17 protein-coding genes are annotated in these 21,914 nt (G+C 74.5%); 11 read left to right on the top strand and 6 right to left on the bottom strand.

Going from position 1 to position 21,914, the window contains the following annotated elements; all coding sequences use genetic code 11:
* Nucleotides 1–25: 25 nt before the first annotated feature.
* A complete protein-coding gene (locus EDD40_RS44335) occupies nt 26–2,830 on the bottom strand; it encodes a helix-turn-helix transcriptional regulator (protein WP_123742748.1) in 2,805 nt (934 codons plus the stop codon).
* Between the two features lie 250 nt (nt 2,831–3,080).
* Between EDD40_RS44335 and EDD40_RS10535 the strand changes: the two genes are divergently transcribed.
* Both EDD40_RS10535 and EDD40_RS10530 read left to right on the top strand, forming a co-directional pair.
* A complete protein-coding gene (locus EDD40_RS10535; RefSeq protein WP_123742747.1) occupies nt 3,081–4,301 on the top strand; it encodes an ABC transporter substrate-binding protein in 1,221 nt (406 codons plus the stop codon).
* Nucleotides 4,302–4,347: 46 nt separating this feature from the next.
* Nucleotides 4,348–4,785: an SRPBCC family protein gene (locus EDD40_RS10530; protein ID WP_123742746.1), complete on the top strand. Its 438-nt coding sequence runs from the start codon at nt 4,348–4,350 to the stop codon at nt 4,783–4,785.
* Between the two features lie 204 nt (nt 4,786–4,989).
* On the opposite strand, the gene EDD40_RS10525 is transcribed toward EDD40_RS10530, so the two are convergent.
* Genes EDD40_RS10525 through EDD40_RS10515 form a run of 3 tightly spaced genes read right to left on the bottom strand, consistent with a single transcriptional unit; the run spans nt 4,990 to nt 9,938 of the window.
* A complete protein-coding gene (locus tag EDD40_RS10525; protein ID WP_123742745.1) occupies nt 4,990–6,567 on the bottom strand; it encodes a phytoene desaturase family protein in 1,578 nt (525 codons plus the stop codon).
* The gene (locus tag EDD40_RS10520) at nt 6,564–7,589 is read right to left on the bottom strand and encodes an NAD-dependent epimerase/dehydratase family protein (RefSeq protein WP_123742744.1); all 1,026 of its coding nucleotides are present in this window, start codon (nt 7,587–7,589) and stop codon (nt 6,564–6,566) included. Before EDD40_RS10520 ends, EDD40_RS10525 begins: the two co-directional genes overlap by 4 nt.
* 15 nt (nt 7,590–7,604) lie before the next feature.
* Nucleotides 7,605–9,938: a Tex family protein gene (locus EDD40_RS10515; RefSeq protein ID WP_123742743.1), complete on the bottom strand. Its 2,334-nt coding sequence runs from the start codon at nt 9,936–9,938 to the stop codon at nt 7,605–7,607.
* A gap of 382 nt (nt 9,939–10,320) precedes the next feature.
* On the opposite strand from EDD40_RS10515, the gene EDD40_RS10510 reads away from it, so the two are divergent.
* The gene (locus EDD40_RS10510) at nt 10,321–12,708 is read left to right on the top strand and encodes an ATP-binding protein (protein WP_148088752.1); all 2,388 of its coding nucleotides are present in this window, start codon (nt 10,321–10,323) and stop codon (nt 12,706–12,708) included.
* A gap of 24 nt (nt 12,709–12,732) precedes the next feature.
* On the opposite strand, the gene EDD40_RS10505 is transcribed toward EDD40_RS10510, so the two are convergent.
* Nucleotides 12,733–13,509: a hypothetical protein gene (locus EDD40_RS10505; RefSeq protein ID WP_123742741.1), complete on the bottom strand. Its 777-nt coding sequence runs from the start codon at nt 13,507–13,509 to the stop codon at nt 12,733–12,735.
* A 19-nt stretch (nt 13,510–13,528) separates the two neighbouring features.
* Complete coding sequence (locus EDD40_RS10500) at nt 13,529–14,626, bottom strand: PA2928 family protein (RefSeq protein ID WP_123742740.1); 1,098 nt, start codon at nt 14,624–14,626, stop codon at nt 13,529–13,531.
* A gap of 120 nt (nt 14,627–14,746) precedes the next feature.
* Between EDD40_RS10500 and EDD40_RS10495 the strand changes: the two genes are divergently transcribed.
* From EDD40_RS10495 to EDD40_RS43360, 8 genes are all read left to right on the top strand, one after another.
* Nucleotides 14,747–16,006: a hypothetical protein gene (locus tag EDD40_RS10495; protein ID WP_123742739.1), complete on the top strand. Its 1,260-nt coding sequence runs from the start codon at nt 14,747–14,749 to the stop codon at nt 16,004–16,006.
* Nucleotides 16,003–17,013, top strand: coding sequence for a hypothetical protein (locus EDD40_RS10490; RefSeq protein WP_148088751.1), 1,011 nt, complete (start codon nt 16,003–16,005; stop codon nt 17,011–17,013). Before EDD40_RS10495 ends, EDD40_RS10490 begins: the two co-directional genes overlap by 4 nt.
* Nucleotides 17,010–19,217: a hypothetical protein gene (locus EDD40_RS10485; RefSeq protein WP_123742737.1), complete on the top strand. Its 2,208-nt coding sequence runs from the start codon at nt 17,010–17,012 to the stop codon at nt 19,215–19,217. Before EDD40_RS10490 ends, EDD40_RS10485 begins: the two co-directional genes overlap by 4 nt.
* Nucleotides 19,211–20,407, top strand: coding sequence for a CHAT domain-containing protein (locus EDD40_RS10480; protein WP_123742736.1), 1,197 nt, complete (start codon nt 19,211–19,213; stop codon nt 20,405–20,407). Before EDD40_RS10485 ends, EDD40_RS10480 begins: the two co-directional genes overlap by 7 nt.
* Before the next feature lie 62 nt (nt 20,408–20,469).
* Nucleotides 20,470–20,919, top strand: a complete 450-nt coding sequence (locus EDD40_RS10475) for a hypothetical protein (RefSeq protein WP_123742735.1) — start codon at nt 20,470–20,472, stop codon at nt 20,917–20,919.
* A gap of 40 nt (nt 20,920–20,959) precedes the next feature.
* On the top strand, nt 20,960–21,292 hold the full coding sequence (locus EDD40_RS10470) for a hypothetical protein (protein WP_123742734.1): 333 nt from the start codon (nt 20,960–20,962) through the stop codon (nt 21,290–21,292).
* On the top strand, nt 21,289–21,558 hold the full coding sequence (locus EDD40_RS43365; RefSeq protein ID WP_246037582.1) for a MerR family transcriptional regulator: 270 nt from the start codon (nt 21,289–21,291) through the stop codon (nt 21,556–21,558). The genes EDD40_RS10470 and EDD40_RS43365 overlap by 4 nt, the downstream gene beginning before the upstream one ends.
* Entirely contained in the window at nt 21,474–21,728 is a 255-nt protein-coding gene (locus EDD40_RS43360) for a MerR family DNA-binding protein (protein ID WP_246038307.1), read from the top strand. The genes EDD40_RS43365 and EDD40_RS43360 overlap by 85 nt, the downstream gene beginning before the upstream one ends.
* Nucleotides 21,729–21,914 lie beyond the last annotated feature (186 nt).

Raw genomic sequence — 21,914 nt, 5'->3', positions numbered from 1 at the left:
GAGGTCCTCACGGCGCTCACCGCGCTCAGGCCAGCAGCTCCGCCCGCGACGCCACGCCGAGCTTGCGCAGCACCCGTGCCACGTGCTGCTCCACCGTGCGCGGCGACAGGAACAGCACGTCGGCGATCTCGCGGTTCGTGCGCCCCTGGGCCAGGAGCCGCGCCACGTCCTGCTCGCGCGGCGACAACGCGTTGCCGTACCCGCGCCTGCCGCGCCGCGACGGTGTCGCCACGCCCGCGCCGCGCACCAGGTGCCGGCACCGCGCCGCGTCACGGCTCGCGCCCAGGGAGTCGAACCGCGCCGCCACCTCGCCCAGCGCGACCACCGCGTCGTCGTCACCGCGCTCCAACGCCGCCAGCGCGATCCGCTCCGACAGCACCGCCGAGTAGTACCGCAGCCCCAGCTCGTCGGCGGCCCGGCGGGCGTCCTCCAGCAGCCACGGCTCGTCCGGCGGCGCCAGCAACGCCCGGCACGCCTTCAACGCCACGTGCGCCAGCGGCGCGTCCCGGTCGACCAGTCCCGCGTCCAGCTCCTCCACCAGCTTGACCGCGTCCTCCAGCCGCCCGGCGGCGCGGTAGGCGTCCACCGCGGCCGGCGCCAGCTCGCCGAGCCACGCCCACACGCCCTTGCGCCGGGCCAGCTCCAGCCCCCGGTCCGCCTCGGCGCACGCCCGCGCCAGGTCGCCGCGGTCCGACCACATCCTGGTCAGCGCGGCGAAACCGCCCAGCGCCACCGGCGTGATCGAGTTCTCCACCGACCGCACGCCGCTGTCCGCCAGGTGCCGCTCGGCCGCCTCCCAGTCGCCGCGCGCCACCGCCAGGCACCCCAGCACCAGGTTGATCTCCCCGGCGACCGGCAGCAGCTCCCGGTACTCCTCCAGCAGCCGCGTGGCCCGGTCCTGGAGCGTGCCCCAGTCGCCGCGGTACCAGTCGAGGTGGACGCGGGTGGACTGGCCGGTGCCCTCGGTGAACGGCACGCCCGCGCCGACGGTCAGCCGCAGGCCGCGGTCGAGGAAGTCCCGCGCCAGGTCGAAGTGCCCGATCAGGGCGAACGCGTCGGCCAGGTTGCAGTGCGCCCGCGCCAGGTGCCGCCGCACCGCCACGTCCGCCGCCGTGTCGGGCAACCGGTCCAGCCGCGACATCACGGCGTGGTCGCCGGTGCACATCCGCGAGCCGAGCTGGTTCGCCAGCAGCGCGAACCGCACCTCGTCGTCCTCGCACGAGTCGATGAACGCCTCCACCTCGCGCATCCAGCGCAGGTGCTCGGCCAACGGCGTGGCGCCGACGAACGGCTGGGCGAGCACGGCCCGCGCGCCCATCGCCAGGTCGGGGCGCGCGGCCAGCTCCCCGATGGCGCGCTCGAAGACGACGCGGCCGTGCTTCGGCCCGTCGAACTGGCGGATCAGCAGGAAGCCGAGGTTCAGCCGCACCTCGCCGCGCGCGGCCGTGGACAGCCGGTGGTCGTCGAGGAGCCGTTCCAGCGTGGCCCGCGGGTCGCGCTGGTCGAGACCGCCCCGGGCGACCTGGCCGAGCTTGACGGCGAGCCGGTCCACGTCGGCGGGCGTGAGCGACGCCTCGTCCAGCAGCCGCTGGTAGAGGTGGGTGGCGGTGGCCGGGTCGCCCACCTCAAGCGCCCGGTCCGCGGCGGCCTCGCCGTGCCGCAGCCAGTCGGGCAGGAGCCCGGCGCGGCGGCTGTGCTCGGCCAGCTGCATGAACGGGCGCGGCGTGGCGTGGTCGAGGGCGCGCAGCGCGCGCAGGTGCAGGCGTTGGCGTTCGGGACCGGTGAGCGTGTCGTAGACGGCCTGCTGGGCGAGGGCGTGGCGGAAGCCGTAGCGGACGTCCGTCTCGTGCAGCACGCCGCTGTGCAGGGCGTGGGTGAGCGCGGCGCCGGCCCGGTCGGGCGCCACGGCGCCGACCTCGGCGAGGAGCTGCTCGGTGGCGGGCACGCCCAGCACGGCGGCGGCCTCGGCGATGCGCCGGCCCGTGACCGGCAACCGGGCCAGGCGTTCGGCCATCGCGTCGCGCAGCAGCGCCGGCACCTCGACCGCGTCCAGCAGGCGCCAGTCCGGGTCGCGCAACGCCCGCAGCATCTCCTCGACCACGAACGGGATGCCGGCCGTGCGCTCGCGCAGCCGGGCGGCGAACTCGGCGGGCACGGCGTCCACGTCGAGGATCGCGGCGGCGAGGTCGTGCACCTGGCCGACGTCCAGCGGGCCCAGCTCCACCAGCGCGGACGCCACCCCGGCGGGCGGGCGGTAGGCGCTGCCCAGCGGCATCCCGCCGGGCGCGTCCTCACGCCGGTAGGTGACCAGGGTGGTCAGGTTCGGCGGTGGGTCGGCCATCAGGAACCGCAGCAGGTGACGGCACCCGTCGTCGGCCCAGTGCAGGTCCTCGACCACCAGCAGGACGGGTCCCAGGGCGGCGAGCAGCTCGCGCACCGCGCGGAACAGGTGGTGGCGCTCGTGCCGGGGGTCGTCGGGGCGTTCGGGCGGCTGGGGCAGGTGGCCGGTCAGCTCCGGCAGCAGGGGTCTCAGCACCCCGGTCACCGGGCTCAGCGACACCCGGCTCAGGTACCCGCCCACGGTGCGCAACGCGTCGAGCACCGCCCCGTACGGGAACGGCTCGCGCAGCGGCTGGCAGCACCCGGTCAGCACGCGCAGCGGCCGCAACTCCGGCCGGCCGAGCAGCTCCCGCACCAGCCTGCTCTTGCCGACACCGGCCTCGCCCGCCACCAGCACCACGGACGGCTGGGACGTGACGGCGTCCACCAGCGCGGCCAGCTCTTCGCCCCGGCCCACCAGGACGGGTGAAGTGGTTCGCGGTGGCGTCATGCGCACTCCAGGCACTCGCCGAGGAGATCGACCGGACCCCTGTATTAGAACCCGAATCGCTCGGTGAGAGCACCCCCTCGCGCTCCGGTGAGGTTAGGGGGCTGTTCGGGTGGCATATGTGGCGATCGGGTGCGGAATCGATGCGGAAAAGCTCACCGACCGTGCGGTATGTCACATGATTAGGCGAACCGGGTGATGTCTGTCAATACTCCTTACCCGTCGGTAACCTGAGTGGTCGGGAGTTCCGTTGGTGCGCAACCTCGTCGTCGGATCCACCGTGCTCGCGGTGCTGGCCGCCGGCTGCGGCGCGGCGGAACGACCACCGGTCAAGGCAGGCCCCGGCGTCACCGACGACACCATCTCGCTCGGCGTGCTCACCGACATGACGGGACCGTTCTCGGCCACGTCGCTCATCCGGATCAAGGGCTACGAGCTGTTCCTGGGCGAGCTGAACGAGCGCGGCGGCATCTGCGGGCGCGAGGTCGAGCTCAAGCAGGCCGACCACGGCTACGACGTCGACCGGGCGTTGCAGGCGTACTTCGAGCTGGAGCCGCAGGTGCTCGGGTTCATCGACGTCACCGGCACGCCGATGACCGAGGCCATCGAGCCGGACCTGATGCAGACCCGCGCCATCGCCGCGCCCGCGTCGTGGTCGGCGAGCCTGCTCGGCAACCCGCACATGGTCATCGTCGGCACGACCTACGACCTCGACGTGATCAACGGGCTGGACCACGTCAAGCGCTCGGGCCTGATCGGCGCCGGGGACACCATCGGGCACATCCACGTCGACAGCGACTACGGGCTCAACGCGCTGGAGGGCAGCGCGTTCGCCGCCGGGCAGTGGGGCATGGAGCTGATCGCGAAGAGCGTCTCGGAGACCGCGGACGTCGCCGCGCAGGTCGGCGAGCTGCGCGCGGCGGGGGCGAAGGCGGTGTTCCTGAGCACGTCGCCGCAGCAGACCGCGACCGCCGTCGCCACCGCCGAACGGCTCGGCTGGGACGTGCCGTTCCTGGTGAACGCGGTGGGCTACGACCCGTCGATCCTGCAGACGCCCGCGGCGGCGGCCGTGGTCGAACGGGTGCAGGTGGTGTCGCCGATCGCGCCGTTCGCCACCGACCTGCCGGGGCCGCGCGCCGTGGCGGAGGCGTTCACGCGCAAGTTCCCGGACCTGGAGCCGACCGGGTCGGTGGACCACGGGTACGTCATCGGGATGGCGTTCGCGGCGATCCTGGAGAAGGCGTGCGGCGAGCGCGACCTGACGCGTGACGGGGTGCTGCGGGCGTTCCAGGACACCAACGAGGTGGACACCCGGAGCCTGACCGGGCAGCTGCGGTTCTCCCTGGTGGGGCGGCCGTCGGCGACGCAGTCCTACATCGCGCGCCCCGACCCGGCGACACCCGGCGGGCTGGCCGTCGTCGCCGACCTGTTCGAGTCGGACCTGGTGAAGCTCAAGGGCACGCGCGCGAAGTAGCCCTGGCGGGTAGTTTCCGCCGGTCCGCGCGGGGAATCCGAGGCGCATGATCGAGGTGCGCATGGTGGTGCCCACGTCCGTGGAGCAGGTGTTCGCGGTGCTGGCCGACGGCTGGTCCTACGCGGGGTGGGTGGTGGGCGCCGCGCACATCCGCGAGGTGGACGCGGGGTGGCCGGGCACCGGCACGCGCATCCACCACAGCGTCGGCGCGTGGCCGGTGGCGGTGCAGGACGTGACCACGGTCCTGGACGTCGACCCGCCCCGGATGCTGGAGCTGGAGGCCCGCCTGTGGCCGTTGGGCGCGGCCCGCATCCGCTTCGACCTGAAGGCCACTTCGGACGGCTGCGAGGTCACCATGCTCGAAGAGGCGATCAAGGGCCCGCTCTCCCTGCTGCCCGCCCCGGCCCAGTCGCTCTTCCTCGTCCCCCGCAACCGCGAGACCCTGACCCGCCTCTCCGCCCAATCCACCCGCAAACCCACCTGACCCCGCGAGAGTCCAACGTCCACGCCGCGTGAGTCGTACCTTCACGGCGCGAGAGTCCAACGTCCACGGCGCGAGAGTCCTACGTTCAGGACACCTGAATTCAACGCTCACGCAGCGCGGCGGCACCGAGCCCGAGCGCTGAGTGTTGAACTCGGGGTCCGTGAACGTTGGACTCTCGCGCTCTGAGCGTTGGACTCTCGCGGGTTAGTAGAGGTGGTGGTGGAGGGTGCGGAGGAAGAGGTGGTAGAAGTCGCCGGCCAGGGCGTTGCGGGCCAGGGCGGCACGGGCGGCGTTGGCGCCGGCGGCTCCGTGGACGCCGCCGCCGGGGTGCGCCGAGGCGGACGTCAGGTACAGGCGGTCGACGGGGGTGTCGGCACGGCCCAGGCCCGGCACGGGCCGGAACACCAGCTGCTGGTGGATCGCCGCCGTGCCCGAGTTGATCGAACCGCCGACCAGGCTGGGGTTGCGGCCCTCCAGGTCGGACGGCCCGTGCACCACGCGCGCCCGGATCAGGTCGCGGAAGCCCGGCGCGTGCTCCTCGACCAGCTGCTCGACCCGGTCGGCACGCCGCCGCAACCGGTCGGCGGACCACCGCTCACCCCGCGGCACGTGCGTGTAGGCCCAAGCGGTCTCCGTGCCCGCCGGTGACCGGGTGGGGTCCGTCGTCGTCATCTGCCCCATGATCACGAACGGGGTCCGCGGCACCCGCCCGCACGCGATCTCCGCGTTGAACATGGCCAGCCCGTTGAAGTCCCCTCCCAAGTGGACGGTCCCGGCGCCTCGCGCCCCTTCCGCCGTCCACGGCACCGGCCCGTCCAGCGCCCAGTCCACCTTGATCGTCGCGTCGTCCCACTCGAACGCGCCCAGGTCCGACACCAGCCGCGACGGCAGGTGCTCCGCCCCCACCAACCCGAGGTACAGCGTCGGCGCGGGAACGTCCGCCAGCACCGCCTTGCGCGCCCGCACGTATCCGCCTTCGGCGTCACGCACCCCGAGCGCACGGCCGCCGGCCACCACGACCCGGTCCACCGCCCGACCGCACTCCACGACACCGCCCAGCCGCCGCACGAGCGCGCCCGTCAACGCGCCGGCCCCGCCTTCCGGCACCGGGTACCCGACGTCCTGCGCCAACATCGACAGCAGCCACCCGAACGCGGCGCCGCCCGCCTGGTCCGGTCCCAGGTCGGTGTGCATCGCGTTGCCCGCCATCAGCAGCGGCGCGCCCTCGCCGGAGAACCGCTCGTCCCCGAACGCCCGCACCGACTGCAGGAACGACCGCGCGAACCGCAACGTCCCGCCCGCGCCCAGCGCCCCCGCCAACCCGGCGCCGGCCCGCACGGGCGGGAACGGCCGCATCAGCGCCTCGACCAGTTCCGACCGGACCCGCTGCCACAACGCGTACTCGGCCCGCCAGGCGTCGCCGTCGCCCGCCGCGAACGCGTCGACCGACGCGGCCGTCCGGTCGACGTCCTGCGACAGCACCGCGGCCCGGTCGTCCGGCAGCACGTGCGCCAGCACTTCGGGTGCCCGCCGCCACCGCAACCCGTGCCGTTCCAGGCCCAGCCCGGAGATCACCGGTGACGCCGCGCCCAGCGGGTAGAACGCGCTGAACAGGTCGTGCCGGAACCCCGGCTCGGTCAACTCCGCGGTCCGCACCGCACCGCCTGGCTCGTCGGCGGCTTCCAGCACCAGCACGTCCCACCCGGCATCGGCCAACAGGTTGGCCGCCACCAGCCCGTTCGGGCCGGAACCGATGACCACCGCGTCCACGACATCGCTCAACGCACGTCTCCCTGGCTCTGCTGCACCGGACGACCGAACCCCAACCCCCGCCACCGCCCCACCCGACGCGGCGCGAGGGGACCCCACGTGCCGCGTCCTTCCGCGACCGCCGCGACCGCCGCCGCCAACGCCTCGCGCGGCTCGTGCCCGGGCGCCCACCCCAGCGCCCGCATCCGTGAACTGTCCACAAGGGACGCCTGGTCCGCCACCCGCAGCCACCCCGGGTGCACGGGTTGCAGGCCCAGCCGCCACGTCGACCACGCCACCGCCCGCACCAACGCCAACGGCACCGGCACCAGGAACCCGCCGAACACCGCGGCCAGCTCGCGCACGCCCAGCGGGGGGTCGGCGGCGACGTTGAACGCGCCCACCGCGCGACGCGCCAGCACCACCCGGATCGCCCGCGCCACGTCTTCCGCGTGCACGACCTGCGCCCGCAACCCCCGCCACAACGGCACCGGCAGCCACCGCCGGCCCAGCACCCGGCCCGGCAGCAACGGGCTCAGCACCCACCGGCCGAGCTCACCGCCCGCGTCCGGCTGCACGATCGCGCACGGCCGCAGCACCGCCACCCCGTCCCGGCCGGCGACCATGCGCTCCAGCTCGGCCTTCTGCGCGCTGTACGCGCTGCCGGGCACCCCACCGCACGGCCACGACTCGTCGACCGGTCCCGCGCCGGGTGTGTACGCCGCCACCGAGGACAGCACCACCACGTGCGGCACCGCGGCGCGCTCGGCCGCGCGCAGCACGTGCGCGGTGCCGGTGATGTTGGTGCGCCGCATGGCGGGCTCACCCGACGTGGGCTGCACCGCCCACGCCAGGTGCACCACCGCGTCCGCACCGGCGAAGGCCCTGCTCAACACGGCTTCGGCGGCCGGCGCGCCCACGTCGCAGCTCACCCACCCGGGTGATCCGACGGGTATCCGCCGCGCGATGCCGACCACCTGGTCGCCCGCGGCGGCGAGCACCCGGCGCAGGGCCGTCCCCACGTTGCCGCTGGCACCCGTGACGACGACCCTCATGGCCGCCGGGTACCCCTACTTCGCGCCGCCAAGCCCCGCGCGCCGCAGCGCCTCGGCCATCGCGCCGTTCGCCGGCGGCCGCTCCTGCTGGCGCGGCTTGCCGCCACCGCGCTGACCACCGCCGTTGCGCTGCCCGCCGCGCTGGCCGTCACCGCCGCGCCGGTCGTCGCGCTGCTCGCGCGGCGGCTTGCGGCCCGGCTCGTCCTCCAGCCGCAGCGTCAACCCGATCCGCTTGCGCGGGATGTCGACCTCCAGCACCTTCACCCGCACCACGTCGCCGGACTTGACGACGTCACGCGGGTCCTTGACGTAGGTGTTGGACAGCGCCGAGATGTGCACCAGGCCGTCCTGGTGCACGCCGACGTCCACGAACGCGCCGAACGCGGCCACGTTCGTCACCACGCCCTCCAGCACCATGCCGGGCTTGAGGTCGGCGATCTTCTCCACGCCTTCGGCGAACGTCGCCGTCTTGAACGCGGGTCGCGGGTCGCGGCCCGGCTTCTCCAGCTCGCGCAGGATGTCGGTGACGGTCGGCAGGCCGAACGTGTCGTCCACGAACTCCTGGGGGCGCAGCGACTTCAGCACCGCCGTGTTGCCGATCAGCTGCTCGCCGCCCACGCGCTCCTGCATCCGCCGCACCACCGGGTACGCCTCGGGGTGCACGGAGGAGGCGTCGAGCGGGTCGTCGCCGTTCGGGATGCGCAGGAAGCCCGCGCACTGCTCGAACGCCTTCGGTCCCAGCCGCGCCACGTCCTTCAACGCGCGCCGCGAGCGGAACGGGCCGTTGCTGTCGCGGTGCTGCACGATGTTCTCGGCCAGCCCGGCGGTGATGCCGGAGACGCGGGTCAGCAGCGGCGCGGAGGCGGTGTTCAGGTCGACGCCGACCGCGTTCACGCAGTCCTCGACCACCGCGTCCAACGACTTCGACAGCTTCGTCTCGGACAGGTCGTGCTGGTACTGGCCGACGCCGATCGACTTCGGGTCGATCTTCACCAGCTCGGCCAGCGGGTCCTGCAACCGCCGCGCGATGGACACCGCGCCGCGCAGCGACACGTCCATGCCCGGCAGCTCGGCCGACGCGAACGCCGACGCCGAGTACACCGACGCGCCCGCCTCCGACACCACGGCCTTGGTCAGCTTCAGCTCCGGGTGCCGCTTGAGCAGTTCGACGGCCAGCTTGTCGGTCTCGCGCGACGCGGTGCCGTTGCCGATGGAGATCAGCTCGACGTCGTGCTTGCGCGCCAGCACGGCCAGCTTGGCGATCGACTCGTCCCAGCGGTTCGCGGGCACGTGCGGGTAGATCACGTCCGTGTCGACGACCTTGCCGGTCGCGTCGACCACGGCCACCTTGACGCCGGTGCGGAAACCGGGGTCCAGGCCCATCGTGGCGCGGGTGCCGGCGGGCGCGGCCAGCAGCAGGTCGCGCAGGTTCGAGGCGAACACCTTCACGGCCTCGTCCTCGGCGAAGGCCCGCAGCCGCGACCGCAGGTCGATGCCGAGGTGCACGAGGATGCGGGTGCGCCACGCCCAGCGCACGGTGTCGCCGAGCCAGCGGTCGGCCGGGCGGCCCCGGTCGTCCACGCCGAACCGGGACGCGATGCGCGCTTCGTAGCCGGTGGGCTCGTCCTCGTCGGCCGGGTCGAACTGGAGGTCCAGCACCTCTTCCTTCTCGCCGCGCAGCAGCGCGAGGATGCGGTGCGAGGGGAGCTTGCCGAACGGCTCGGAGAAGTCGAAGTAGTCGGCGAACTTCGCCCCGTCCTCCTCCTTGCCCTCCCGGACCTTCGACGCGAGCCGCCCCTGGGTCCACATGCGCTCGCGCAGCTCGCCGATGAGGTCGCCGTCCTCGCCGAACCGCTCGACCAGGATCGCCCGCGCGCCCAGCAGCGCGGCGGCGACGTCGGCGACCTCCTCGGTCACGAACGCCTTCGCCACCTCCTGCGGGTCCTGCGTCGGGTCGTCCAGCAGGCCTTCGGCGAGCGGTTCGAGGCCTTGCTCGCGCGCGATCTGCGCCTTGGTCCGCCGCTTCGGCTTGTAGGGCAGGTAGAGGTCTTCGAGGCGGGCCTTGGAGTCGGCGGCCAGGATCGAGGCCTCCAGCGCCTCGTCCAGCTTGCCCTGCGACCGGACGGACTCGAGCACAGCCGCCCGGCGTTCCTCCAGCTCCCTCAGGTAGCCCAGCCGTTCCTCCAGCGTGCGGAGCTGGGTGTCGTCGAGCGCGCCGGTCGCTTCCTTGCGGTAGCGGGCGATGAAGGGGACGGTGGAACCACCGTCGAGCAGGTCGACGGCGGCGCTGACCTGCCCGGCCCGCACCCCGAGCTCCTCGGCGATCCTCTGGTGAATGGCTGTGGTCACAGCGAGCCATTGTGCCCTGCCCGCCGGGCCACGTTCGGGCACCCCGACCCGGGCGTCCGTCCCGGTGTGGCCCGCCGATCGGTCGTGCGGCCGGCGGCCGGACCGGACCGGCCTCGATCAGCGGCGGGGCGCTTCCCCGGGGTTTTTCCGAGTGCGCCGCCGATGAGCGAAATACGTTTCGCGCGAGTCTTCTGTCGGCCGCCCGGCGCAATATTGCGGATTACCGCGTGGTGCGGAAATGATCACCGCTGCCCGAACGGCGGGCCGCGCCGATCGGCCATCCGAGTAAATGATGAAGGCAAATCTCCACAGGGAGGTGTGCGTCCGCAAGACTTGCGTCCTCAGGTCTGGTGAGTGGCGGCGAATCGGGTGAGCATCTGCGGTGGCTGGTGACGACACGGGCGCTACGGCGAACTCCGTCCCCGGTGAGGCGGGGTGGGTCCTGCAGGCCCGGGACATCCGCGAGGTGCACCTGCACCCCGGCGACGCCTCGACCGGGTCATCGTGGCGTCGCCCGATCGGCGATTGGCACCCCTATGCCCTCCAAGTGCACAAAGCGCTCTCCGTTCCGTCCCCGGACGTGCCGCTGCCGCTGTTGCCCGCTTATGTCCGCCGCAACCACGACGACGCGCTCGACGCCGAACTGCGCGACCTCACCGCGAACACCATGGTCGTCCTGGTCGGCGGGTCGTCGACCGGCAAGACGCGCGCGTTCTACGAGGCGATCGGCCGGCACCCGGTCCTGCGCCACTGGGGACTCGTCCACCCGCGCACGGGCGAGGAGCTCTACGGCCTGCTCCGGGGCGACCGGTTGGAGCCGTACACCATCCTGTGGCTGAACGAGGTCCACAACTACCTCTCGGGGCCGAGCGGCCAGACCGTGGCGGCCGAGCTGCACGCCCAGCTGACGAACCAGGACGCCGTGCGCCCCTTCATCGTCGTGGCCACCTTGTGGCCGGAGTTCTGGGCCACGCTCACCTCGGAACCGGTGTCCGTGCACGACCCCCACCTGCGGGCCAGGTCGCTGCTGGAGGGCGCGGTGCGGATCGACGTCGCCGAGCGGTTCAGCGACGACTCCATCGCGCGCCTGCTCGACGAGCCGTCGACCGACCCGAGGCTGCTCGTGGCCGCCCGGACCGCGGGACTGCGCGGAGCGGTGATCCAGACCCTGGTCGGCGGTCCGTCGCTGGTGCGGCGGTTCGAGACGCCCGACACCGCGGTGGACCGGTACGCGGCGGCGGTGGTGTCGGTCGCGCTCGACGCCCGCCAGCTCGGCCACCGCGCGCCGTTCCCCCGCGCGCTGCTGGCCGCCGCGAGCGGCGCCTACCTGTCCGAGGAGGACCGGGTGGGCGCGCCGGCCGACTGGTTCGAGCAGGGACTCCGGCGGGCGTCGCGCGACCGGACCCACGGCATCTCGCTGCTGCTGCCCGTGCGGGCGGCGGACGACCAGCCCGGCGAGGCCGACAGCTACGACATCCACGACTACCTCGAACAGCACGGCTGGCAGTCGCGCCGCTTCCGGAGCACGTCGGCGACGCTGTGGGCGGCGCTGCTGGAGCACACCCGGTCCGCGGACGACCTGGCGGCGATCGGCGCGAGCGCGTTCAACCGCCTCGACTACCGGTACGCCGAGGCGTTCCTGCTGTCCTCCGTCAAGCAGGGCTACGACCAGGCCAGGTGGACGTTGGTCGACCTGCTCGACGCGCAGGGACGTCTTGAGGAGGAAGTCCACGTGCTCCTCGGGCTCGCCGCGCGCGACGCCCAGGCCCACCGGCGCCTGATCGACCTGCTGGTCGAGCACCACGCCATCGACGACGTCAGGGTCTTCGTCGACCGGGGTGACTACTACGCGGTGGAGAAGCTGGCCGACCTGCTGGTCGAGCTGGGCGAGGTCGACGAGTTGACGGCGCTGCTGGGCCAGTCGGGCGAGGGGATCGTCCGGTTGAAGCTCGCCCAGCTGCTGGAGCGGCAGGACCGGGCCGACGAGGCGCTGCGCGTGCTCGCGCCGGGTGACGCGGCCGCGCACCTGCTCATGGTGGCGATCATGGCCCGGCACGGCCTGGTGCAGGAGTTGGAGCACTTCGAGCACGTCGACACCCGGTGCCTGCTCGGCGACCTGTGCGCGCGGCACGCGCAGGCGCAGTTGATCGACCTGCTCGCGCGGCGCGGGGAGGCCGGTCGCGCGCGCTCGTTCGCGTCGCAGGGCGCGGTGGCCGATCAGCGGTACCAGGCGCTGCTGCTCTGGCAGCACGACTACCCCGAGCACGCGGAAGCGGTGCTGCAACCCCTCAGCGACGCGGGCGACGTGCGCTCGACGCGGTACCGCATCGACTTGCTGCCCCGCCCCGCGCAGCCGTCCGCGTCGGTCCAGGCCACGGAGAGCTACAACCCGCCCGCGGCCCGCGACCGGCTGGCGAACTTCCTCGCCGAGCACGAGATGGTCGACGAACTGCGCGAGCTGGCCGACGGCGGTCACGAGTACGGGAGGTGGCGGCTGCTCAACCTGCTGGCCGAGCAGGGCGACACGAGGGAGCTGGCCGAGCTCGCCGACACCGGGCACGTGAACGCGTGCCGCCGCCTCGCCGAGATCCTGGCCCGCCAGGGACGGGTGGCGGAGCTGAGGGCCCGCGTCGCGCGCGGCGACGTGGCCGCCAGGGACGAGCTGGTGTGGCTCTCGGCCGCGAAGAAGCGCAAGGGGTCGGACCAGGCGGCCGAGCTGCTGCGCCGAGGGCTCGAACCCGACGGCGCCCTCGGCCGCCCGACCTGGTGAAGCGCCCGACCCCGGCCCGGGTCGTCACACCAGCGTGGTGAGGACGGCGACGTCCGACTCGTCCTGCGGCAGGTACTTCACCCGCACCACCATGCCCCGCTGCACCTGCGGGATCGACACCGGCGGCAGCTTCTTGTCCTGCGTCACGTCGAACACGCTGCCGTCCGGGCGGGTCACGCGCAGGCTCAGGCGCAGCTCCGTGCGGCCGTCCGGCGTCTGCCCGGTCGGCACCATGTCCAGCACGACGGCACGGGCGTCCACGCCCTGCTCGGTGATGCGCAACTGCTGCGGTGTCAGGTGACCCTTGGCCACCTGCACGCGGTCGAGCGCGGCTTGCAGCTCGTGCGGCGGCGCGTCGGTGGCGAGCGCCGCGCGCCCGTCGGGCAGGTAGCGGACCGGCAGGATCGCGCCCACCTGCACCAGGGACAGGTCGGTGAGGTCGACGACCTGCCGCGCGGTCGCGGCAAACGTGCGGCCGTCCGCGGTGTCGACCCGCAACCGGATGTCCAGCTGCGGCTGGTCGTTGACGCTCAGGCCGGTCCGCGCCACGCCGACGACCGTGCCCATGCCGATCGGCGCGCCGCGCAACGCCTTGGGCACGCCGCCGGTCAGGGCCGCGAGGCCGCCGCCGAGGAGCCGGTCCGCGGGCAACAGCGTCGGCACCGCGGACAGCAGGATGATCGGGCCGACCAGCCAGCCGTTGAGCCAGGCGAACACGTCGTCACCCGCCAGCCCTGCGGCGACCCAGGCCGCGGTGAGGCCGAGTCCGACGGTGAGCCCGGACCAGGTGAGCACCTTCATGGTCGTTGTCCTTTCCGAGTCAGCGGTGGGAACCGAAGAAGTCCGACAGGCCCACCTCGAGCGACACGACCCGGCCGTCGCCCCGGGCCGCGGCGAACACCTCGCCCGCGGTCAGCGCCGTGATGCCGTCGGGGCCGACGAGCGCGCGGTCGACCCGGGAGTCGACCGCCAACGTGGCGGTGACCTGCCCGGTGGCCAGGGAGACCAGGCTCAGCGCGACGCCCGCGTCGTTCACCGAGCGCTGGTGCTCGACCAGCACGTGCCCGGTGGCGGCGGCGACCGCGGTCACGCCGTCGACCACCAGCCGGGCGCCTTGGAACGTGGTCGCGCCCACCGGGACCTCCCGCCCGTCGACCGTGACGCGGACCAGCACGCTGCCCGGCACGGCCCCCGGGGCCTGCCGCAGCGCGACCCGCTCGGCCCCGGCGTCCAACGCGGCTTCGACGCCGGTCGCCGCGGTCGGCGCGCCCGGTCCGCGCTGCACGGACAGCCGGCCGGACCACGTCGCGGCGGTCTGCGCGTCCACCGGGGTGGCCACCACCTCGTCCAGCCCGATCGCCAACACCCCTCCGGTGGCGGTCATGGCCATCAAGCGGCTGTTCTCCCGGTCGTACGCGTAGGCGGTCCGCGCCGTGGCGTACGCGTCGCCCAACCCCTGGACCCCCGCGCCCTCGGCGACGACCGACCCGTCCGCCAACCCGACGACGACCAGTCCCGAATCGGTGGCCAGGTAGGCGTAGCGCCGCCCGGCCGCCAGCACCGACGCCTCCCAGACCAGCCGGTCGGACAGCTGCCTGTCCCACAGCACCTCGCCGGTCGCCGGGTCGGTGGCCGCCAGCCGCACCTGGAACAGGTCCTGCGTCATCATCTGGAACAGGCCGCGCACGCCGTGCCGCGCGTACGGCGCCAGCACCACGTCCCGCCCGTCGATCTCGGCGAACGCGAAACCGGCCTGCATCTCGACCTCCGGCTCCGGGGAGACCGCGTAGGACCCGCCGAAGAGCAGCAGCGCGACCAGCGCCGGCGGCACCAGGAACAGCGGCAGCGCCCGGCGACGCCGACGCGATGGCGTCTCGTAGGGCATCACCGGCGAGTACTGCTGCGGTGTCTGGTACATCGGTTCCCCCGTTCGGCCGTGGTGCGGGTAGCGTCGACCGGACACCTCGCCTACCGGTCCCAGGAACGGGCTGCGCGAGTCCGCCACCAGCGGTGATCCGGTTCGACTAGGCTCGGTCCGGTGAGCACCGTCCGAGTCGCGACGCTTCCGCGCGGTGCGCTGGTCGCCCGGGCGTGGGCCGGCCTCGGCGACGCGGTCGCGCCGCTGAGCAACGCGGCGGGCCGCCCGCTGACCCGCACGGTGAAGCTGATCCTCGACCCGCTCGTGCTGCGCCCGGTGCTCCACCCGGAGTTCGCGGCGGGCGCGATCGCCGCCGAGCACGCCGACGCCCTGACCTCCCGGATCGCCGAGGCCGGCCCGGTGCTGGCCGCGACCGCGAGCTGGTTCGCTGTGCTGAAGAAGGAACGCCGCCGCCGCTGGATCACCGACGGCAACCCGCAGGACCTCTACTTCCAGCGCTGCTTCGAGCTGGCCACCGCGCACGGCGAACCCGGGCCGGACGCCGCCGACGTGGCCGCGGCCGTGCTGGCGGAGGTCCACGAGCAGGACGGGCCGACCGTCGCCGCGCTGCGCGACCACGTGACCGACCCGGACCACGCGGCCGAGCTGAACCGCCTGCTCGACACCGCCTGGTCCGCCGCCCGCCCATCCGGTGCGCCGCCGGTCTCCGCCGCAGTGTCGGCGGCGACCTCCTCGTTCCTGGCCACCTGCGCCGTCACGCCCGACCGGGACCTGTTCGACGCGCTCGTCACGGGCTCGGCGGGCAGCGCGGCCGCGGCGGACCTCGACCGGCCGGGGGTGGCGCTGGCACACGGGCTGACCTCGCGTGAGCGGCCCGTGCGACCCGAGCTGGGGCGCGGCGCGTCGAAGGCGAACCTGCCCAAGCCGTTCGACCGGTCGATCGTGGAACGCCTGTTCGCGCCGCTGACCAACGCGTTCCAGCGGGCCGGGCTGGCGGACGTGCCGACGTTGGCGCGGCGCGAGATCGCCCGGTCGGCCGGGCCGTGGCAGCTCGCCGAGGAGCGCAGCCGGCTCGTCGTGGTGCTGGGGCGGGACGCGTCCGCCGACCTCGTGGGCCCGCCGACGGGTGGTCCGGGCTCGGCGGCGGCCCGGCTGCGGTCGAGGTGGGAGCGCGAGGCGTACGTGCACCGCGTGCTGCGGATGCCGTCGGCCGTGCCCGCGGAACTCCGCGCGGACGTGCGCGGTGTGCGGGAGGCGTACCTGCGGCGGTTGTGGGTGCGCGTGCACGGCCGGGAACTGCGGCACGAGACCGTGACGTCCGACCAGGTGTGGGACGTGCTCGACGGCGTGCTGCGCTCGGTGATCCTGGACCAGCGCGACCGGTTGCGCTCGGTGCTGGAGCGGGAGGCGGTGGCGTGAGGGTGACGCGGGGTTCCGATCTGGTCGTCGGTGACTGGCCCACGTCGCCCGAGGTCGTGGCGCTGCTCGAAGGCTCGGGCGCCTCGCTCGCGTGGGACGTCCTGGCCGACGACGCCGTGCCCGCCGCGCGCGTGCACGACCCCGAGCGCGCGTCCGAGTGGCTGTGGGAGGTCTACGGCGACGCGGCCGAGGCGATCCTCGCTGGCGCGGCCGAGGTGGCGGTGCCCGAGGTCGGCGACTGGCGGGTCCGGGACGCCTGCCGCCGGGCGGCGCAGCTGGACTGGGCGCGCGCGTGGTGGCCCGCGTCGGTCACCGCCGGCGTGCCCGCGTTGGACCCCGCCGTGCTGCACGCGGAACGCGCGGTCGCCCTGTCCGCTGTGGAGCACCTGCTGGACGACCCGGAGGCGGTCGAGCGGGCGTTGGGCCCGGTCGTGCCGCTCGCCGTGCCGACGTCCGACCCGGAGCTGGCCGCGTTGGCCGAGCGGGTCGCCGAGCTGGCCGAGGACTACGGCGTGGAGCCGCGGCCGGCCGAAGCGCCGAGCAGGGCCGCGTTCGCGCTGGCCGCCGGAGGCGCGGACGGCGCGGCCGGTGTCACGGCCCTGTCCGGTTCGTCCTCTGTGGACTGGGCGTTGGTGCCGCACGGCGCGGTCGACGCCGCCGCGCCGGCTCGGTGGGCCGTCGTGCGGCGGCAGGGGAGCACGGTGCTGGAGGTGTCGGTGGTGCCCGGACCCACGCCGGGGACCCGTTTGGCGGCACGGTTCGGCGACGTCGAGGTGGCGGTGGACGGGGTCGACGCGGCGGGGTGGCTCACCGGCGCCGCGCCCGTGTCGGCGGCGGTGTTGCTGCTGCCGCCGGACCGGCGCGTGCTGACCGTCTACGCGCCGGACTTCGCCGAACCGACCGCGCCCGACCCGGGCGCTCCGGCGCGCCGTGCCGCGATCATCGCCTACGCCCGGTCCCGGCTCGGCTCACCGACCGCGACCACGACCGAACGGACCGCCCGGTGACCGACCCGGCTGACCTGACCGACCCGGCTGACTTGACCGACCCGTCGGACCTGAACGACGAAGGCGTGCGGCTGGCCGGCGCCGGTGACCTGGTGGGCGCGCGCTCGGTGTTGGAGGCGGCGCTCGCCACGTCGCCACCGGAGGACCGCGCGCAGGTCATGGTGAACCTGGCGCACGTGGTGAACGCGCTCGACGAGCGGGAACGTGCCGTGGACCTGCTGACCGAGGCCATCGCGTCGGGGGAGGGGGCCGTCAGGCTGACGGCCGTCGCGTCGCGCGCGGACCTGCTGCCGTGGCTCGGCCGGTGGGACGAGGCGTGGCGGGACGTCGAGGAGGCGCTCGTCGGCGTCGACCCGGCGCAGCAGGTGGTGCTGCGCAACACCCGGGTGGGGCTGCTGATGATGGCCGGTCACCTCGCGGAGGCCGAGGCGGAGGCCGTCGAGGCGGTCGAGCTGGCCGGGCGGCACGCGCCCGAGTACCTGGCGAACCTCTACGCGAACCTGGCGCTCCTCGCCGACGAAGCGGGGGACGAGGGCCGTGCGGCGGCGTACCGGGTGCTGTCGGACAACCCGGGCAGGCAACCGCTCGGACCCCGGTGGCAGCGGTTCGTGGAGCTGAACACCGAGGGCGCGGTCCTGCTGTCGTCGGGCGACCGGGACGCCGCCAGGACCGCCTTCGCAGCCGCGTACCGCGAAACCCTCGAAGTGCCGCTGCGCGAACCACCCGCGCCCGCCGACGCCTCCGCGCCCGCCGACGCCTCCGGGACCGGCCCGGCCGCGGTGGACGACGTCGAAGCCCTGGTCTGCCGAGCCGGGGTCGCGGGCAACCTGGCCGGGGTCGCCGACCACCCCGAGGAAGCCGTCCGCTGGAGCACCGAAGCCGTCGAGGCGGCCCGGACGGCGCTCACGATCGTCGGTGACGCCTACGGCTCGGCCACGGTCCTGGTGAACGCCCTGCTCTCCCGCGCCGCGGCCCGCCTCACGCAGACGCACCTGCCCGAAGCGCTGACCGACCTCGACGAAGCCCTCGACCTGGTGACCTGGGCCGAGGACGCCGACTCGTTCGAAGCCACCGTCCGCGCCTCCCGAGCCCGCGTCCTCGCCGTCGGCGGGTGGTTCGCCGAAGCGGCCGACGAAGCGCGGGCCGCGCTGGACCTCGCCTACACCGCCGCCCCCGCCATGGCCGCGTCCGTCCACGCCACCCTGGCCGAGATCGCGAGCGCCACCGGCGACCTCCCCGGCGCCACCGAACACCTCGCCCTGGCCCGCGACCTCAGCGCCGCCACCGGTGACGTCGCCGGCGTCGCCACCGCCCTGCTCAGCTCCGCCCGGCTGGCCTACCTCGCCGCGGACCTCGACCGGGCGGACGCGTGGTACGACGAGGCGGAAGCACTCCTCGCCGACGACCCCCGCCGGTTGGCCGCGTGCCTGCACGGTCGGGCGGCCGTCGCGGTCCTGCGCGGCGAGCCCCGGGCGGCCCTGGCGTTGACGGACCGGGCACTGGCCCTCGTGGAGACGCCGACCCCGCTGGAGTCGTTGGCGTGGCACCAAGTGCGCGGCTCGGCGTTCGAAGCGGCCCGGGACTTCGCCGAGGCCGAGTCCTGCTACGCCGAAGCGGAGGCGCGGTGCGAGGCGGCCGGCCTGTGGCACGTCGCGCTGGGCATGGCGTGGTGGCGCGCGGACGCGTTGATCCGCCGGGCCGCCGACGCCACCGGGGAGGAGCGGCAGCGGCTCGCCCACCGGGCGCTGGACCTCGCCCTGCCCGCCGCGCTGGCCGCGGAAGCGGTCCGGCAGCGGTTCCCGCACGGGCCCCTGCGCGAGCAGTGGGTGGCCCTGGCCTCCGCGCCCGCCACCCGGTCGGCGTTCCTGGCCATCCGGGCGCTCGGCGACTCCGCGTTGGCGGCGGAGTACGTCGACCACGTGGCCGGCGCGGTGTCCCTGCACGCGGACGGCGTCACCGCGCCGGTGCAACGCGGCGACCTGGTCGGACTGCCCCCGCCCCCCACCACCGGGGCGCACCTGCCCTACGCGGCCTCCGGGTTCGCCACGGGCGCGGACCCCGCTTTCCCCTCCGCCGGTTTCGAACTGCCGCCGAGGGTCCGGCTCGACCCGGCCGTGCCGACCGCCCTGGACGCCTGGATCGACGTGACCGAGCAGCGCTACGGGTTCGCGGTGCGGTCGGGGCGGGCGGTGGCGTCGTGGTGACCGTGCAGCTCAAGCTCGTGGACGCGGGTGACCTGTACGTGTCGTGGCGGTGGGAGCACGAACCGGCCGAACCCCGCGTCATCGCCGTGCCGCGCGACCTCGTGCAGGGCACGTTGGACGAGTGGGCCGCGGCGGTGCCGTCGCCGCTGCCGGGCGAGGCCGCCGACCACGCCCTGCGGCGCGCGCTCACGGACGGCCCGCTCGTCGACCACGCCCGCGAGCTCGACCTGGCGACGAGGATGGCGCGCGCGCTGATCCCGCACCGGCTGGCGGCCGAGCTGAACTCCTGGCTGACCCGGGGCATCCGGCCGCACCTGCGCGTCCAGCCATCCCCCTCGACCGCCCTGGTGCCGTGGGAAGCGCTGAGGGTCGACGAAGGCCGACGCGCGGTGCACGACACCACCGTCTCCGTGCTCCCACCGGCGACCGTCGGCAACGCGGTGGGCCGTCGGGTGCGCGACTTCGACCCGCGGGGACCGGTCGTCAGCGTGCTGGACCCGGTCGTGCCCGGGTTCCCCGACGCGTCCGGTCTCGGTTCGGTGCTCGGCCGCCCGACCCCGGAGCTGGCAGCGCTCGCGCCCGGTGGCGTGCGCCGCGACGACATCGACCGCGACCACCTCGAACGGGCGCTGGCCACCGCCTCGCGCTTCCTCTACGTCGGGCACGTGACCACCGGCGGCCACGGCCTGGATGCCCGCCTGCACCTGTCGTGCACGGCGGACACCACGGGCCGGGCCGCACCGCTCGGCGCGCACCGCCCCCTGGCCGCCGCCGACCTCGTGCTGGGCCACCGCCCCGGCCCGGTGCGCCCGTGGCGGATACCGGCCCGGGTCGCCCTGGTGGCCTGCGAGAGCGGCGGCGACGTCCGCTTCGCCGAACCGTCCGGCCTGGTCACGGCCATGGTGCACGGCGGCGCGGAGCACGTGACCGCGACCAGGTGGACGTTGCCGACCGACGAAGGGCTGCGCCGCCTGGTGCCCGGGTTCCCGGCGACCCCCGTCCTCGGGCCGACCGTGATCGCCGTCGACGCCGCCCACCGCGCACCCGACCCGGTGACCGCGCTCAACGACTGGCAACGCGCCGCCGCCACCCGGTGGGAGGAGACGGGCGATCCCACCTGCTCGCCGCTCGTGTGGGCCGCGTTCACCACCACCTGGGCGCCACCTCGCGGCCGACTTCGGGAACGGTAGGGCGTCGACCGCGTCATAACGTCGTCAACGGGGTTCCCGGAACGCGACGAGGGGTGGGACTTGTGGTCGAGTCGAGGGACGAAGCGCTGCACGCGCGGGTCCGGGAGCTGGAAGGCCGCGTCGAGCAGCTGGCCGGCCTGCTGGGCGAGCTGACCGAGGACGTGGAGCGGCACGCGCGGCCGGCCGAGCCGGCCGAACGCGCGGAGAGCGCACTCCGGTCGCCGGCGGGGTGGGCGGCCGCGGCGGGGATCGGCGAACCGCGCTTCCCGGCCGCCCTGGACACCGTCTACCAGGCCAGGACCTTCGGGTACGTGTCCGTGTACTTCGTCACCGGCCGGACCGCGCGGGTCCGGTTGCTGGTGGGGCCGCAGAGCCCGCCCACCACCGTCGTCGGCCACGTCGCCGATGGTCACCTGGGCGGCGTCGTGCGTCCCGGCGAGTTCTGGATGGCCGCCACCCACAAGCCGGGGCTGAGAACCGGTTTCGAGTGCGTCTTCACGCCCCTGTTCTGAGGTTGCACCCGGTACCGGGGTACAGGCTTACCTTGGCGTCATGAGCACAGATCGACCCCGGGCCGCGTGGGCGCCGGCCGCGTGCGCGCTGCCGACCGCGCAACGCCCGCTGCGGGAAGCGGAGTTCGACCGCCTGTTCACCACCGGCGACGTGCGGCGCCCGGACCCGACCCACCTGCGCGTCACCCTCGACCCGACGCCGGAGGTGGCGGCGCGGGCGGCGGCGCTGGCCGTGCGCGAGACCGGGTGCTGCTCGTTCTTCACGTTCGCCGTCGTGGCCTCGGCCGGGCAGGTGCGGCTGGACGTCACCGTCACCGGCGAGCACGTCGACGTGCTCGACGCCTTGCAGGAGCGGGCGGGTGAGCGGGCGTGACCGCGTTCAGCAGCGGCCGGCTCGCCGAGGCGGCCGGGGTGAACCACCAGACGTTGCGCTACTACGAGCGCCGGGGCCTGCTGTCCGAGCCGGACCGGACGCCGGGCGGCCACCGCCTCTACCCGCCGGAAGCGCTCACCGTGCTGCGGATGATCAAGGCGGCGCAGCGGCTCGGTTCACCCTGGACGAGATCTCCGACCTGCTCGACGCGCGCCGCCGGGGGCTCGGCGCGCGCCGTGAGCCGGGGTTGCGGGACCGGGTCGTGACCAAGCTCGCCGAGGTGGAGGCCAGGATCGCCGACCTCGGCGTCATCCGCGACACCCTGCGCAGCGCGCTCGACTTCGGCTGTGACGACCTGCTCACGTGCGCCCACGCGCCGTCCTGCCCGATCCCGTTCGCGGCTGCGGCCGAGGACGCCGGCTGCGGGTCGTGCTGATCTACTTTGCGCGGTTGTGCCGCACCGAGCCGGTGCTCGAAGGAGGGTGTTTGAGCGCCTGGAGGTGTGGGGAGAGCCGGCTCGGAGAGTGAGCGGGCCCGCGGTCGCCGGTCACGAACCGGTGGGAGAACCGCGACAACTGATGAACCCGCGCCCGCGGAGCGACGTGGCGGCCCGACAACGTGT

Source organism: Saccharothrix texasensis, assembly GCF_003752005.1.
GTDB lineage: Bacteria > Actinomycetota > Actinomycetes > Mycobacteriales > Pseudonocardiaceae > Actinosynnema > Actinosynnema texasense.
The sequence above is the reverse complement of the archived record's forward strand: the minus strand, read 5'-3'. Positions and strand labels throughout refer to the sequence as shown.

Excerpts from the sequence above, each read along its gene's own strand:
- EDD40_RS10520 (WP_123742744.1), bottom strand. The coding sequence starts at position 7,589 with ATGAGGGTCGTCGTCACGGGTGCCAGCGGCAACGTGGGGACGGCCCTG.
- EDD40_RS44335 (WP_123742748.1), bottom strand. The coding sequence starts at position 2,830 with ATGACGCCACCGCGAACCACTTCACCCGTCCTGGTGGGCCGGGGCGAA.
- EDD40_RS10470 (WP_123742734.1), top strand. The coding sequence starts at position 20,960 with ATGAGCACAGATCGACCCCGGGCCGCGTGGGCGCCGGCCGCGTGCGCG.
- EDD40_RS10500 (WP_123742740.1), bottom strand. The coding sequence starts at position 14,626 with ATGTACCAGACACCGCAGCAGTACTCGCCGGTGATGCCCTACGAGACG.
- EDD40_RS10505 (WP_123742741.1), bottom strand. The coding sequence starts at position 13,509 with ATGAAGGTGCTCACCTGGTCCGGGCTCACCGTCGGACTCGGCCTCACC.
- EDD40_RS10530 (WP_123742746.1), top strand. The coding sequence starts at position 4,348 with ATGATCGAGGTGCGCATGGTGGTGCCCACGTCCGTGGAGCAGGTGTTC.